At 72.9% G+C, this 13,678-nt stretch carries 12 protein-coding genes; 7 read left to right on the forward strand and 5 right to left on the reverse strand.

Features of this window, described 5'->3' with window-relative positions; genetic code table 11:
- Positions 1 to 55 precede the first annotated feature (55 nt).
- Positions 56 to 1,660 (reverse strand): S1C family serine protease, encoded by a 1,605-nt coding sequence (locus tag ACZ6SQ_RS30840; RefSeq protein ID WP_469567874.1) that lies wholly within the window; start codon positions 1,658 to 1,660, stop codon positions 56 to 58.
- Positions 1,661 to 1,876: 216 nt separating this feature from the next.
- Between ACZ6SQ_RS30840 and ACZ6SQ_RS30845 the strand changes: the two genes are divergently transcribed.
- The 3 genes from ACZ6SQ_RS30845 to ACZ6SQ_RS30855 all read left to right on the forward strand — a co-directional run bounded on the left by ACZ6SQ_RS30845 (position 1,877) and on the right by ACZ6SQ_RS30855 (position 4,565).
- Complete coding sequence (locus ACZ6SQ_RS30845; protein ID WP_469567877.1) at positions 1,877 to 2,689, forward strand: glycerophosphodiester phosphodiesterase; 813 nt, start codon at positions 1,877 to 1,879, stop codon at positions 2,687 to 2,689.
- 207 nt (positions 2,690 to 2,896) lie between these two features.
- Positions 2,897 to 3,448 carry an ATP-binding protein gene (locus ACZ6SQ_RS30850; RefSeq protein ID WP_386385191.1) on the forward strand — a complete coding sequence of 184 codons (552 nt, stop codon included), beginning with the start codon at positions 2,897 to 2,899 and terminating at the stop codon, positions 3,446 to 3,448.
- Between the two features lie 151 nt (positions 3,449 to 3,599).
- Positions 3,600 to 4,565, forward strand: coding sequence for a DUF5926 family protein (locus ACZ6SQ_RS30855; RefSeq protein WP_386385193.1), 966 nt, complete (start codon positions 3,600 to 3,602; stop codon positions 4,563 to 4,565).
- Between the two features lie 329 nt (positions 4,566 to 4,894).
- On the opposite strand, the gene ACZ6SQ_RS30860 is transcribed toward ACZ6SQ_RS30855, so the two are convergent.
- Together ACZ6SQ_RS30860 and ACZ6SQ_RS30865 are read right to left on the reverse strand one after the other, a co-directional pair.
- Positions 4,895 to 5,437, reverse strand: coding sequence for a hypothetical protein (locus tag ACZ6SQ_RS30860; RefSeq protein WP_469567881.1), 543 nt, complete (start codon positions 5,435 to 5,437; stop codon positions 4,895 to 4,897).
- 56 nt (positions 5,438 to 5,493) lie between these two features.
- Complete coding sequence (locus tag ACZ6SQ_RS30865) at positions 5,494 to 6,159, reverse strand: bifunctional DNA primase/polymerase (RefSeq protein WP_386385197.1); 666 nt, start codon at positions 6,157 to 6,159, stop codon at positions 5,494 to 5,496.
- A gap of 550 nt (positions 6,160 to 6,709) precedes the next feature.
- Here ACZ6SQ_RS30865 and ACZ6SQ_RS30870 point away from each other — a divergent pair.
- Complete coding sequence (locus ACZ6SQ_RS30870; RefSeq protein WP_469567884.1) at positions 6,710 to 8,227, forward strand: PP2C family protein-serine/threonine phosphatase; 1,518 nt, start codon at positions 6,710 to 6,712, stop codon at positions 8,225 to 8,227.
- Between the two features lie 95 nt (positions 8,228 to 8,322).
- Positions 8,323 to 9,789, forward strand: coding sequence for an aminopeptidase P family protein (locus tag ACZ6SQ_RS30875; protein ID WP_469567887.1), 1,467 nt, complete (start codon positions 8,323 to 8,325; stop codon positions 9,787 to 9,789).
- A 46-nt stretch (positions 9,790 to 9,835) separates the two neighbouring features.
- Here ACZ6SQ_RS30875 and ACZ6SQ_RS30880 read toward each other — a convergent pair whose 3' ends face one another.
- On the reverse strand, positions 9,836 to 10,654 hold the full coding sequence (locus ACZ6SQ_RS30880; RefSeq protein WP_469567890.1) for a triphosphoribosyl-dephospho-CoA synthase: 819 nt from the start codon (positions 10,652 to 10,654) through the stop codon (positions 9,836 to 9,838).
- Positions 10,655 to 10,741: 87 nt separating this feature from the next.
- Entirely contained in the window at positions 10,742 to 11,191 is a 450-nt protein-coding gene (locus ACZ6SQ_RS30885; protein ID WP_469567893.1) for an ATP-binding protein, read from the reverse strand.
- Positions 11,192 to 11,394: 203 nt separating this feature from the next.
- Between ACZ6SQ_RS30885 and ACZ6SQ_RS30890 the strand changes: the two genes are divergently transcribed.
- Together ACZ6SQ_RS30890 and ACZ6SQ_RS30895 are read left to right on the forward strand one after the other, a co-directional pair.
- A complete protein-coding gene (locus ACZ6SQ_RS30890) occupies positions 11,395 to 12,240 on the forward strand; it encodes a hypothetical protein (RefSeq protein WP_469567896.1) in 846 nt (281 codons plus the stop codon).
- 354 nt (positions 12,241 to 12,594) lie between these two features.
- Complete coding sequence (locus ACZ6SQ_RS30895) at positions 12,595 to 13,347, forward strand: YcnI family copper-binding membrane protein (RefSeq protein ID WP_469567899.1); 753 nt, start codon at positions 12,595 to 12,597, stop codon at positions 13,345 to 13,347.
- The last annotated feature ends 331 nt before the right edge of the window (positions 13,348 to 13,678 follow it).

Below are 13,678 nucleotides of genomic sequence, written 5' to 3' on the forward strand. Positions count from 1 at the left end.
GGTGGGGCGGGCGGCGCGGGGACAAGAGTAACGGGTTGGCCGGGCGGGGCGGGGGTCAGTTGTCGCCGGTGCGGGAGCCGAGGGTGAGTTCGGTGGTGTTCGTCCGGCCGTCGCGCTCGTACGTGATGGTGACCTTGTCGCCGGGCTGGTGGGTCCAGATCTCGCCGATCAGGGTCGGGCCGGAGTCGATGACGTGGTCGTCGAGCTTGGTGATCACGTCGCCGGGCTTGAGGCCGGCCTGGGCCGCGGGGCCGCCCGACTCGACCGCGGCGGAGCCGCCCGCGCCGGTGTCGGTGATCTTCGCGCCGCCGGTGGAGTCCTCCAGGGAGACGGAGGCGCCGATCTTGGCGTAGACGGGCTTGCCGGTCTTGATCAGCTGCTGGGCGACGTACTTGGCCTGGTTGATCGGGATCGCGAAGCCCAGGCCGATGGAACCGGACTGGCCGGAGCCGCCGAAGCCGCCGTTGCTGGTCGACTGGATCGCGGAGTTGATGCCGATGACGTTGCCCTTGGCGTCCAGCAGCGGGCCGCCGGAGTTGCCCGGGTTGATGGAGGCGTCGGTCTGGAGGGCGCTCATGTACGAGGCCTGGCTGCCCGAGCCGTCGCTGGAGGCGACCGGACGGTTCTTGGCGCTGATGATGCCGGTCGTGACGGTGTTGGACAGACCGAAGGGCGCGCCGATGGCGATCGTGGAGTCGCCGACCGCCACGTCGTCGGAGTTGCCGAGGGTGAGCGGCTTCAGGTCCGAGGGCGCGTCCTTGAGCTTGATCACCGCCACGTCGTAGCCCTGGGCGTGGCCGACCACCTCGGCGTCGTACTTCTTGCCGTCGGGGAAGACCGCGGAGACCTTGCCGCCGTCGACCGCGTCCGCCACCACGTGGTTGTTGGTGACGATGTGGCCCTCGGTGTCGAACACGAAGCCCGTGCCGGTGCCGCCCTCGCCCTCGCTGGACTCCGCCTGGATCGTGACCGTGCTGGGCAGGGCGGTGGCGGCGACGCCCGCGACCGTGCCCGGGTCGCGCTTGAGGTCGCCGCCGGTGTCCGCCGCGCTGACGGTGGTGGAGCTGGTGTCGTCGTTGTTCTTCGCCAGGACGTAGCCGAGGCCGCCGCCCAGGCCGCCCGCGACCAGCGCGGCCACCAGCACCGCGGCGAGCAGGCCGCCGCGGCCGCGCCGCTCGGGCTTGGGAGCGCCCGGCTGGTACGAGGCGCCCCAGACCGTGCCGGAGTCGCCGGAGCCGCCGCCGGGGAGCGGGGTGGTGTGCGCGGGGTCGTGCGCCCCCGGGGCGGGCGGGGGCGGCCAGCCGCCCTGCGCGCCGTGCGCGCCGTAGGGAGCGGGCTGCGGGGCGGTGTGGTGCGCGGTTGTGTCCGCCGGGGCGGGCGGTGTCCCGTACGCCGGGGAATGCGGGGCCTCGGGGGCGCCGTACGCCGGGGGCCGCTGTGCGGCCGGGGCCGGGTCGCCGTGGACCGGAGGCAGCTGGGCGGTCGGCGCGGAGTCGCCGTACGCCGGCGGCTGCGGGGCCGGGGCGGCGGGCGGCTGGGGCATGGGCGTCGTCGGGGAGGCGCTCTCCGGCGCCTGCGGGGAGGACGCGGGAGTGTCCACCGGCACAGGAGGTGCGGACGGGGCCGGGGGGACCGCGGTGCCCTCGTTCTCGGTGCTCACAGCTTCTCTCCTCGTTCCACTGCTGTCGTCGCTGCGCAGCGCAATTTTGTATGCGGTCAGCTTTTCCCACGGGCCGTCAGAGCACCATAAGCCGTGCCTGTGCGTCCGGGGCCATCCTTTATATAGGACCTTTTTCACTTAACGGACACCGTGCCGAGGCCGTCAGGACGCCACTCGGACGTCACACCTACCCCCGGACGGTGGCACCATGACGCGGTGACCCACGCACCACAGCACCATCCCCAGATCGTCGCCCACCGCGGCGCCTCCGAGGACGCCCCGGAACACACCCTGGCCGCCTACAAGAAGGCGATCGAGGACGGGGCCGACGCCCTGGAGTGCGATGTGCGGCTGACCTCGGACGGGCACCTCGTGTGTGTGCACGACCGTCGTGTCAACCGTACGTCCAACGGCCGTGGCGCGGTGTCCGCCCTGGAGCTGTCCGAACTCGCCGCCCTCGACTTCGGATCCTGGAAGCGCGGCGGCCCGGAGGAGCCCGACTGGGAGTTCCGTCCGGAGGACCCGGCCGACACCTCCGTACTCACCCTGGAACGGCTGCTGGAGCTGGTCGCCGACGCCGGGCGCCGGGTGGAGCTGGCCATCGAGACCAAGCACCCCACGCGCTGGGCGGGCCAGGTCGAGGAACGGCTGCTGCATCTGCTGAAGCGGTTCGGGCTGGACGCCCCCGCCTCGCCGGAGGAGTCCCGGGTGCGCGTGATGAGCTTCTCCGCGCGCTCGCTGCACCGGGTGCAGGCCGCGGCGCCGACCCTGCCGACGGTCTACCTGGTGCAGTTCCTCTCGCCCCGGCTGCGCGACGGCCGGCTGCCCGCCGGGGTGCACATCGCGGGCCCCTCGATCCGGATCGTGCGCAACCACCCCGCCTATGTGGAGCGGCTCCAGCGGGCCGGTCACCAGGTGCACGTGTGGACCGTGAACGACCCCGAGGACGTCCGCCTCTGCCGCGACCTCGGCATCGACGCCATCATCACCAACCGCCCGCGCGCGGTGGCGGAGATCCTCGGACGCTGAGCCAGGCACCCGGGCGAACACCCTCCAGACGACCGTTCCCGACCGCCTCTGACCGGCGACACACCTCAGATGATCACACGGTGTGCACCGGCGCGTTCTTTCCGTGATCGTTCGTGGCGAGTGCATCACCGGAACGTGATTGGCCGGTTTCCGGTACAGGCCATTGGGGCATTCACACCGTGGCGTGGGGCGAAGGAGGTCTCGGGGGTGGCGTTGGTGGTGGCACAGGAGGTGCCCACGTCGTCGAGCATGGCCGTACCCCATGGCCCTGCGGGCGTGGGGGAAGCGAGGCACCGCATGCGCGATCAGTTGCGCACGGGCGGTGTAGCGGAATCGGTCATCGACGACGCCGTACTGATCCTTTCCGAGTTGTTGAGCAACGCGTGCAAACACGGTCGACCACTGGGCGACGCCCTGGCCGGGGACGGCGACGTCCGGGCCGCGTGGCGCGTGGACCCCGACGGCCGGCTCGTGGTCGAGGTCACGGACGGGGGCGGTCCCACCCGCCCTGCTCCAGCCACCCCGTCGGTCACCGCACACGGTGGCCGCGGGCTCAACATCATCACCGCGCTGGCGGACGACTGGGGAGTACGGGACGACGCCCGCGGCGAGGTGACCGTGTGGGTCGTGGTCCACGACGACGTTCACGATCCGGACGCCGGGCGGCGCCGCGACGACTTCGCTACGCGCGTCATCGCGCCATCGGTACCGGCCATCGTCGAGCTCGACTTCGCGGACGCCTTCGACGACCTGGACTGAACCGGGCCCCGGCCCGGACGCGCCCGTACCGTCCCGCGTACGACGACCCGCTTGTCCACAACTCTCCCGTTGTCCACAGGGTCCCGTCGCCACTGGCTCGAACGGCTAGGCTCCGCCCGTACGAGAAGAGCCGTAACCGGGAGACCCCACGATGGCCAAGAAGCGACCCCAGACGAAGGCCAACCAGCCCCAGATCACCGACGGAGAGATCCCGGTCGTCGGAGCCCGTGAGCCCTGCCCGTGCGGCAGCGGTCGCCGCTACAAGGCCTGTCACGGCCGGGCGGCCTCGCACGCGGCGACCGAGCTGGTGCAGCGCCCGTTCGAGGGCCTGGCGGGCGAGTGCGACTGGGTCGCGCTGCGCGAACTGGTGCCGGCCGCCACGGTCGAGCTGACCCTGAAGGACGGCCTGCCCGAGGGCGTCCCCTCGGTCACGCTCGCCACGGTGCTGCCGATGGCCTGGCCCGCCCTGCGCCGCGAGGACGGCTCGGTGCTGATCGGCCTGCAGAACGACACGGCGTCCGGTGACATCAGCCGCGACCTCGCCGACACCCTCCGGCAGGCGCTGGAGGCTCAGCCGGGCACCCCGGTGCAGGGCCGCCGGGCGCCCGCCGACAGCCCGCGCCTGCAGGACCTGCTCGACCCGGAGGGCGCTTTCGAGCCGGTCGTGCACGACGGCTTCGAGTTCTGGGTCCCGGACTCGGAGAACGCCACCCCGGACGTCACCGCGTCCCTGGAGCGGGCCAACGCGGCGGCCATCCCGACGGTGAAGCTGACCGGCGTGGACGCGGCGTACTGGTGCGAGACGCCGGAGAAGAACCACCTGCGGTGGGTCATGCCGCACGCCGAGGAGCAGCTTCTGGACGCCCTCGCGCGACTGCACGCCGCGGGCCGCTCCAGCCTCGGTGAGGGCACCCGGCTGGTGGGTTCCTTCCGTGCTCACGGGCTCACCGTCCCGGTGTGGGACCTGCCGAGCGGGGTCGGCGCGGAGGACGTGGAGAAGCCGGCCGCCGAGTTCGCCGAGCGGCTCGCCGCCGCCCTGGCGACGGACGCGCCGCTCACCCCGGAGGAGCGCCGGGCCCGCGGCGGGCTCACCAACCGACAGGTCACGCTGAGCTGACATACCGCGGACCGTCCGGGGCGACTGACCGACCGGTCAGCTGCCCCGGACGGGCGGGACGCGGTGGGAGCGGTCACAACTCCCGCTCGGACAGGGCTCGATCGGTGTCCGAATAGCCGAGGAAAATCGGAGATCGAATTTGCGAACAGCCGATCTCTTGTTACCGTTCCATTAGCCCGGTTGCTGGTGCATCCCCCGTCGCCAGCAACCGGGTCTTTTCATGTCCGGACGCACACACGGAACGCGGTCGCAGGTCAACCGGCCGTGAGGGAAAGGCAGTTGGCCGGGAGACCGCCCGGAATCCGGGTGCCGCGGCCGCCGGACGGGACCTAGGAGTTGCTGCCCGAGCGCAGCAGCAGCGGGCCGTCGGCCTCCGCCCCCGCGAATTCGGCGAACGCGCTGTACTCCGCCGCCCGCGCCCGGCTGCGCTCGCGTGGCGTGTCACAGGACGCGGGCTCGTCCCCGGCGCTCACCGCGCAGTACGTCTGCACGGTCCGGTCGCCGGGTCCCAGCAGGCTCAGCGCGGCCTGGAGCGGCTCCCCGGTGGCGTTGCGGTAGTAGGCGCGCGCCCAGGTGTCCTCGCCCTGGGTCAGCACACAGGTCTGCGCCTCGACGCCCTCGGGCGAGGTGAGTTCGGGTCCGCAGCGGGCGGCGGTGGCGGTGCCGACCCCGAGCAGCAGAGGGGTGCGCGAAGGCGCCGTCACGGGCCCTTTCGCGTCGACGTCCGGCTCCCGCGAGGCCTTCGGATCGCGCGCGGGCATCCGTACGGTCGTGCGCTCCTCGTCGTCCGCCGGGCCCGCGGACGCCACGGCCAGCGGCAGCGCGATCGCGCACACCGCGACGCCCGCGAGGGCGAGCAGACGAAGGTTCATGGAGGGGACGATAACCAGCCCGAACGGGCGCCCGGTTCGCCGCGCGCCCGACACCCCTACAACTCGGGCGCGCTCACACCCGTACGAGTGAGGGCGTCGACGACCGCGTCGACCACGGCCTCCACGTCGGGCACCCAGGGCGAGGCCGAACCCGGCAGCGGAGCGCGCTCCCAGCGGATGTCGCCCTGTCCGGTCGAGGACGGGGGCAGGGCGAGATAGCCGCCCTCGCCGTGGAAGCGCAGGGAGCCGGGGACGAAGTCCTTGGCGTAGAGCAGTTCGCCCAGCTGCTCCATGCTGTACGGCCGGACCAGGATCGCCCAGCGGTCGGGCGAGGCGACGACCGGGCCGAGGCGCATGCCGTCGCGGTCCAGCGCGTCGAGCGCGCGGGCGGCGGCCGCGGCCGGCAGGCTCACCGCGCAGGGCGCACGGCCTCCGGTGGCCAGCACGATCGGCGCCGCCGGGCGGTTGGTCCACCACCAGCGCACCATCCGCCCGTCCGTGGTCGCCGCGAGCAGCGCGGGGTCGAAGGGGTGGGCACCGGGCACCGTGCACTCGGGGTCGGGGCAGCCGCAGCCCGACCTGGCCCGCGCGTCCGCCGGCACCCCGGGGAGTACCGGCCACTGCCATTGCGTGGCGAAGGTCAGGGCCGCGCCGATCAGCTCAGGCCTCTTGTCAGCACGCCGGGACAGGAGCCTGCGTCGCCTTCCGAGGATCTCGCGCATGAGCGCTCGTTCCTTTCCGTTGCACGCCTGGCAACACCGTGGGCCACATACACCATGTGTCGATCACTGCACTGTGCGTACCTGCTGGCGCATCACACCCCTGCGAGAAGCGCGGGGATCCCCTGCGGGTCGGGCGTCGGCCGTGTCGACGGCCGACGCGACCGGACGACCGCGGCGGCCGGTCCGACCCTGCTCTCCGTACTCGACTGCGTCCGTACTCGTCTATCAAAAGCACGGGCGTGGCGTGGGGTGGCGAAGTCTGGCGTTTTGCCGTCCCGCGTATTTCTCCGCCTCCGCCACGGGAGGATGGGGCACGGTCGTCGGTGGCTAAGACGCCCGGGTCCGCCGCCAGGTTCCGGGTAGCCCCCAACCACCCCTGGCCTTCTCCGAGTACGTACCCATCACGACCGTTGTGACGCTCCTGCGAGCAAGCCCAGTCGACCTCAATAGGGCGTTGCCCGAGTCAGTTTTAAGCCAACTTTGCCTTTCTACAAGAGGAACGACCACCCAACCCGCAAACCACATGGACACCAGGAATCCCAGCAGGACAATGCTGGACATCCCCTCACGAGTGCGTGTACATGTGGAGACACTGCCAGCGGCGCAGAATGACCTGGGGGTTTTCGATGCTTTTGAGCAAAACGCACCGGTCGGAAAGCCGGACACCATGAACGCCCCGCACCCTCCGAAAGTGGCCGGAATCGATTCAACGGTTCCCGCACCCGCACACACTGTCGCGCCCGCGCCCGCCGCCGCGCCAGGCGTCCCCCCGGTCCACACCGGCCCGGGCGCACTGCTCCAGGACCGCCTCGCCGGCTGGGTCTCGGACCTCACCACGCTCCACGAGCTCACCGAACGCCTGGTCCGCACGGACGCCCTCGCCGAAGCGCTCCAGGAACTCCTGCGGGCGGGAGCCGCTCTGGTCGGCGCCCGGCGCGGACTCGTCGTCCTGGAACCCGGCGACGGCCTCGGCCCCCGCACCACCCTCGGCCTCGGCCTCGCCCAGGCCGATCTGGGCCACATCGAGACCGTGCCGCGCGGCTCGCTGCCGTACGGCGAACTCCTCGACACCCCCGCCGGACTGCCCGGCGGTGTGGCCGAGATCGTTCGCTCCGACCTGCTGGCCGAAGACGGACTGGACCCCCGGCACCGGGAGGTGGCCCGCCGCCTCGGCTTCGCCGCCAGCTACGCGCTCCCGCTGTCCACGGAGGCGGCCGGCCGGCTCGGCGCCGCGGTGTGGCTGTACGACGAACCGGCCGAGCCGGTGGAGCGCCAGCGTCACCTCGTCGGCCTCTACGCCCGCTACGCCACCGAGCACCTCGCCCGGCTGGTGGAGGTCGAGCGCACCCGCGCGTCCATGGCGACCATGTCGGAGGAGCTGCTGCCGTCCCGGCTCCCCCGCGTCCCCGGCGTCCAGCTCGCCGCCCGGCACCGCACCGGCCCGCGCGGCGGCGGCGACTGGTACGACGCCCTGCCGCTGCCCGACGCGGCCCTCGGCCTCGCCGTCGGCTCGGTCACCGGGTCCGGGCCGAGCGCGGTCGCCGCCATGGGCCGGCTGCGCGCCTCGCTGCGGGCGTACGCCGTGATGGAGGGCGAGGACCCGGTCGCCGTCCTGTCCGACCTGGAGCTGCTGCTGCGGCTGACCGAGCCCGCGCGCTCCGCGACCGCCCTGTTCGCCTACTGCGAACCCGCCGGGCGCAAACTCACCCTCGCCGGGGCCGGGCACTGCCCGCCGCTGCTGGTCGGGGAGCGCCGCACCGAGTTCGCGGAGACCTCCGTCTCGGCCCCGCTGGGCATGCTGGCCTGCTGGGAGGCGCCGAGCGTGGAGATCCACGCCGATGCGGGAGAGACGGTTCTGCTGTACACCGACGGGCTGCTGCACCGCACCGGCGACCCGATCGACCGCGCCTTCGCCCGGCTGCACGCGGCCGCGTCCGGCGCGCCCAGGGCGCTGCGCCGCGACCCCGAGGCGCTCGCCGACCATGTGCTGCGCACCCTGCTGCCGGACGGCGCGGACACCGCGGACAGCGAGGAGGACGTGGTCCTGCTGGCGGCGCGCTTCGAGTGACCCGCCCGCGCCTGTGCGTAACAGGCACTTCGGCCCTGGGCCCCCTTCTCCGTACGACCGTACGATGGACGGGGTCCAGTGCCGTATCAAGGAGGATGACCGTGGCCGAAGAGCTTCCGGAGACCCTGGAAAACTCTGAGGAAGAGCCGATCAAGCAGCGGAAGAACGGCCTGTACCCGGGCGTCTCCGACGAGCTGGCCGAGAACATGAAGAGCGGCTGGGCGGACACCGAGCTGCGGGACCTGGCGCCGATCGCGCAGGCGGCCGAGACCGCCGCCCGCCGCGCCGCGCTGTCCGCGCGCTTCCCCGGCGAGCGTCTGGTGATCCCCGCGGGCAACCTGAAGACCCGCTCGAACGACACCGAGTACGCCTTCCGCGCGTCCGTCGAGTACGCGTACCTCACCGGCAACCAGACCGAGGACGGCGTCCTGGTCCTGGAGCCGGCCGCGGACGGCCACCGGGCGACGATCTACCTGCTGCCCCGCTCCGACCGGGAGAACGGCGAGTTCTGGCTGTCCGGCCAGGGCGAGCTGTGGGTCGGCCGCCGGCACTCGCTGACCGAGGCGGAGAAGCTGTACGGCATCCCCGCGTCGGACGTGCGCGAGCTCGCCGGCAGCCTGCGCGAGGCGACCGGCCCGGTGCGGGTCGTGCGCGGCCACGACACCGGCATCGAGGCGGCCCTGACCGACAAGGTCACCGCCGAGCGCGACGAGGAGCTGCGCACCTTCCTGTCGGAGGCGCGGCTGGTCAAGGACGAGTTCGAGATCGGCGAGCTGCAGAAGGCCGTCGACTCGACCGTCCGCGGCTTCGAGGACGTGGTGAAGGTCCTCGACAAGGCCGAGGCCACCTCCGAGCGGTACATCGAGGGCACGTTCTTCCTGCGCGCCCGGGTCGAGGGCAACGACGTCGGCTACGGCTCCATCTGCGCCGCCGGCCCGCACGCCTGCACCCTGCACTGGGTGCGCAACGACGGCCCCGTGCGCTCCGGCGACCTGCTGCTGCTCGACGCGGGTGTCGAGACGCACACGTACTACACCGCCGACGTCACCCGGACGCTGCCGGTCAACGGGCGCTACACGGAGATCCAGAAGAAGATCTACGACGCCGTCTACGAGGCCCAGGAGGCGGGCATCGCGGCGGTGAAGCCGGGCGGCAAGTACCGCGACTTCCATGACGCGGCCCAGCGTGTGCTGACCGAGAAGCTCGTGGAGTGGGGCCTCGTCGAGGGGCCGGTCGAGCGGGTGCTGGAGCTCGGGCTCCAGCGGCGCTGGACGCTCCACGGCACCGGTCACATGCTCGGCATGGACGTGCACGACTGCGCGGCCGCGCGGGTCGAGACGTATGTCGACGGCACGCTGGAGCCGGGCATGTGCCTGACGGTGGAGCCGGGTCTGTACTTCCAGGCCGACGACCTCACCGTGCCCGAGGAGTACCGGGGCATCGGTGTGCGGATCGAGGACGACATCCTGGTGACCGAGGACGGGAACCGGAACCTGTCCGACGGTCTGCCGCGGCGCTCCGACGAGGTCGAGGCCTGGATGGCGGGGCTGAAGCAGGGCTGAGCCGAGGTGCTCGCCGGAGCCTTGGAGCGCTAAGGGCCTGTCGGCCCTACAGCGCGTCCAGGAACAGGGCGCCCGCCAGCAGGCCCGCGCTGCCTCTCGGGCTCCAGGCCCGGGCGCGCAGGTCCGTGTCCAGAGCGGCCAGGGCCGCCCCGCCCTCCGGTGCCGCCGAGCCGCCCGCGTCGAGTACGGCGCGGGCGGCCGCCTGTATGTGGCGCAGGCCGGCCGGGCCCGCCGTGTGCAGCAGTTCGGTGTCCTGGAGGGTGGACATCACCGTCAGCAGGGCGTCCAGCCGGGCCCCGGTCTCGGCGGCACCGGCCTCCCGCGCGCCGGTGAGCGCGGTCAACGCCCTTCTCACATGCGGGAATCCGGCACGGGCCTCGCCCCGCGCCCCGGCCGCGCCGTACCTCGCCGACACGGTCGAGCCGCGCGAGGGGCGCCTCGGGGCGCCGCGGTCGGGGTGCGCGGCGATCCGTCCGGCCGTGGCCGCGACCTCGGCGGCGGGGGCTCCGGGCCGCAGCGCCGCGGCGGAGACCAGCAGGCCCAGGGCCCACAGGGCGCCCCGGTGACCGCCGCCCGCGAGGCGTACCGCGTGCTCGGCGCAGCGGCCGATGGCGCCGAGTTCGGCGCGCAGGGCGGGGGTGGGCTCGCCCGTACGGCGGGCCGCCGCGGCCATCGCAGTGAGGCCCGGGGCGAGCGCCAGGGCCGTCCAGCGCAGCGTGCCGTGGTCCCGGCCCGGGCCGGACGCGCCGAGGTCGCGCGGGTCCGGGAGGCCGGGTTTGGGCGCCAGGGCCAGCTGGCCGGTGAGCGCGGCCACGGCGGTGCGGGCGAGGAACTCGTCCGGGGAGCGGTGCGCGGGTGCCGTCATGGCCGGGACGGTAGGCGGCGCGACCATCAGGGAGTCGGGACACGGCTGTGCGCGGGCTGTGAATCCGGGCGGTCAGCAGCCTGGGCGTCAGGACGCCGTGACCAGTGGCGCGTTCTCACGCCACTTGAGCATCTTGTCGAAGCTCACCACCGCGCCGCTGCGGTCCGGCTTGTTGTCGATGTGGACGTGGTCGGCGAGTTCCTCGATGAGACACAGGCCCCGGCCGTGCTCGGCGTCGTGGCGGGCGGGGCGGGCGGCGGGGGAGCCGGTGAAGCCCGGGCCCGAGTCGGCCACCTCGATACGGCACTTCTCCCCGTCGAGGTAGGCGGTGACCCTGTAGGCCTCCGAGGAACCTCCCCCCGGACGGGTTCCGCCGTGCTCGACCGCGTTGGCGCACGCCTCGGTGAGGGCGACCGACAAGTCGTAGGAGATGTCCGGGTCCACGCCCGCTGTCTCCATCGTGCCGAGCAGTAGGCGCCGCGCGAGCGGAACGCTCGCAGCCTCGCACCGCAGATGGAGTGACCACCAGATGCTCATGCTCCAGCCTCCTGGCCGCGGCTCGACATACCGATACCTATTGCCACGAGTGCCCCGACGTAAGCGTTCAATCAGCGTGATGCCGCCCATATGGGGGATGTGCCTCGCGTGCCATTCGGTGTATGTGAGGCCGGATACGACCTATGGCATCTTGCGGACCTGCCGTACGCCGGGCGTCGGCCCGGTGCGATGATGAGCCCGCCATGTCTGCCCCCCACCCACGCACGACGCCCTCCGGAGCCGGGCTCCGGATTCTGCGGGCCGCGGTGTTCGCCGCGGTCTGTGTCGTGCTGTCCGGGGCCGGGCACGCCCTGGCGTCCTGTGCCACGGTGCCGTTGTGGGCGCTCGGCGCGGGTTTCCTGGCCGTGCTCGCGGTGGCGGTACCGCTCGCCGGGCACACCCGCTCGCTGCCCGGGATCGTCGCCCTGATGGCGGCCGGACAGACCGTACTGCACACGCTGTTCGGGCTGGGGCAGCACGGCACGGAGTCCATGACCCAGGCCACGAGCGACGCGGCCGTGGTCGAGCGGGCCGCGCGCCTGCTGTGCGGAACGACCGCCGCGGCGCTCAGCCCGGCCCAGGCGCACCGGATCCTCACCGACGCGCGGCTGCTGCCGTCCGGCGGCGCGGGACCCGGCGGCACGGCCGGAGCGCACCCCGCGCACGACCCGGCGGAGGCGCTGTCCACCGCGGCCGCTTCATCCGCGTCCGCTTCCTCCGCGTCCCTGCTGCCTTCGCTGCCGATGCTCCTCGGGCACACCCTCGCGGCACTGGCCGTCGGCTGGCTGCTGCGCCACGGCGACCTGGCCCTGCTGCGGCTCGCCCGCCTGTCCGCGCACGGGGTCGCCGAGGGGGCTCTCGTCCGGTCCCTGCGCGGGGCGTTCGCGCTGGTGCGCGCCCTGTGTGCGGGCCTTCCGTGCGTCTCGGTCACCCTGCCGCGTCCCCCGCGCACGGCGCTGCTCGCGCCCGACGAACCGGGGACGACCGCACTCCAGCACTCGGTGATCCGGCGCGGCCCGCCTGCCGCCGCGCTCGCTCTCGCCGCCTGACGCGACCGCACCTTCCGGGGGCATGACCGGCCTTGCCAAGCCTTGCCGTGCTGATCCGGCTCTTGGCGATCCCGGTGACTCTCGTGGTCCCGGTGACCCTCGTGGTTCCGGTGATCCCCGGTCATCCGGTTCCCGGTGATCCCTGGTGATCCCGTCCCTGGTGACCCGGTGACGGTCGTCGTCGAGCGGCACGCGTCCGCGCGCCTCGCTCCCCCGCCCGCCGTGACGTTCTCCCAGGAGAACCCCCGCGGTGTGTGGCACGGCTCTCCCGTGACCCGGAGTCACCTGTGCGCGCCCCTGTCCCTCTTCCTCACCGGACCACCGGTTCTCACCCGAAGTGGAGTGCTTCCTCTCATGCAGGTTTCCCGAATCGCCGCCGCCGCTGCCGTCGCCGGCACGACCGTCCTCGTCCTGGCCTCGCCCGCGCTGGCGCATGTGAGCGTCCAGCCCGAGGGCAAGGCTGCCAAGGGCGGCTACGCGGTCGTCGACTTCAAGGTGCCCAACGAGCGTGACGACGCCTCGACCGTCAAGCTCGAGGTCAACTTCCCGGCCGAGCACCCGCTCGCCTCGGTGATGCCGGAGCCGGTCCCGGGCTGGGACGCGAAGGTCACCAAGTCCAAGCTGGACAAGCCGCTGAACCTGCACGGCCGCCAGATCACCGAGGTCGTCAGCAAGGTCACCTGGACCGCCGCCAAGGGCGGCGGCGTCAAGCCCGGCTTCTTCCAGAAGTTCCCGGTGAACGTCGGTGCCCTGCCCGAGGACGCGGACGAACTGGTCTTCAAGGCGATCCAGACGTACTCGAGCGGCGAGGTCGTGCGCTGGATCGAGGTCCAGCAGGGCGACGAGGAGCCGGAGAACCCGGCGCCGGTCCTCGCCCTGTCCGCCGCCGAGGAGGACGGCCACCACGGCGCGGGCGCCGACGACAAGGCTTCCGCCGAGCCCTCGGCCGGCACGGACCAGGCCGCCGCGCACACCTCGGCCGCCGCCGGGGAGGCCTCGCAGGACAGCACCGACACCACCGCCCGGGTCCTCGGCGTCGTGGGCATCGTCGTCGGCGTGGCCGGCGTCGCCTACGGTGTCCTGGCCGGACGCCGCCGCTCCGCCTGACCCGCCCTCCGCCCTGCGGGTGGGCACACCGCCCGCCCGCCGGCCGGACACCGAACCTCGGTGGGGGGGGGGGGGGGGGGGGAGAAAAAAAGAAAAAAAAAAAAAAAAACCGAACAAAAACACCCCACCGCCCCAACAACAAAGAAAAAACAAACAAAGAGACACACCCCCCCCCCCCCCCCCCTCCCCCCCCCCCCCCCCCCCCCCCCCCCCCCCCCGCGACCGGACGACCGCGGCGGCCGGTCCGACCCTGCTCTCCGTACTCGACTGCGTCCGTACTCGTCTATCAAAAGCACGGGCGTGGCGTGGGGTGGCGAAGTCTGGCGTTTTG

This window comes from Streptomyces sp. NPDC048600, assembly GCF_055587025.1.

Excerpts from the sequence above, each read along its gene's own strand:
- ACZ6SQ_RS30855 (WP_386385193.1), top strand. The coding sequence starts at position 3,600 with ATGGCCAAGAAGCGACCCCAGACGAAGGCCAACCAGCCCCAGATCACC.
- ACZ6SQ_RS30860 (WP_469567881.1), bottom strand. The coding sequence starts at position 5,437 with ATGAACCTTCGTCTGCTCGCCCTCGCGGGCGTCGCGGTGTGCGCGATC.
- ACZ6SQ_RS30865 (WP_386385197.1), bottom strand. The coding sequence starts at position 6,159 with ATGCGCGAGATCCTCGGAAGGCGACGCAGGCTCCTGTCCCGGCGTGCT.
- ACZ6SQ_RS30870 (WP_469567884.1), top strand. The coding sequence starts at position 6,710 with ATGCTGGACATCCCCTCACGAGTGCGTGTACATGTGGAGACACTGCCA.
- ACZ6SQ_RS30875 (WP_469567887.1), top strand. The coding sequence starts at position 8,323 with ATGACCGTGGCCGAAGAGCTTCCGGAGACCCTGGAAAACTCTGAGGAA.
- ACZ6SQ_RS30880 (WP_469567890.1), bottom strand. The coding sequence starts at position 10,654 with ATGACGGCACCCGCGCACCGCTCCCCGGACGAGTTCCTCGCCCGCACC.
- ACZ6SQ_RS30885 (WP_469567893.1), bottom strand. The coding sequence starts at position 11,191 with ATGAGCATCTGGTGGTCACTCCATCTGCGGTGCGAGGCTGCGAGCGTT.
- ACZ6SQ_RS30890 (WP_469567896.1), top strand. The coding sequence starts at position 11,395 with ATGTCTGCCCCCCACCCACGCACGACGCCCTCCGGAGCCGGGCTCCGG.
- ACZ6SQ_RS30895 (WP_469567899.1), top strand. The coding sequence starts at position 12,595 with ATGCAGGTTTCCCGAATCGCCGCCGCCGCTGCCGTCGCCGGCACGACC.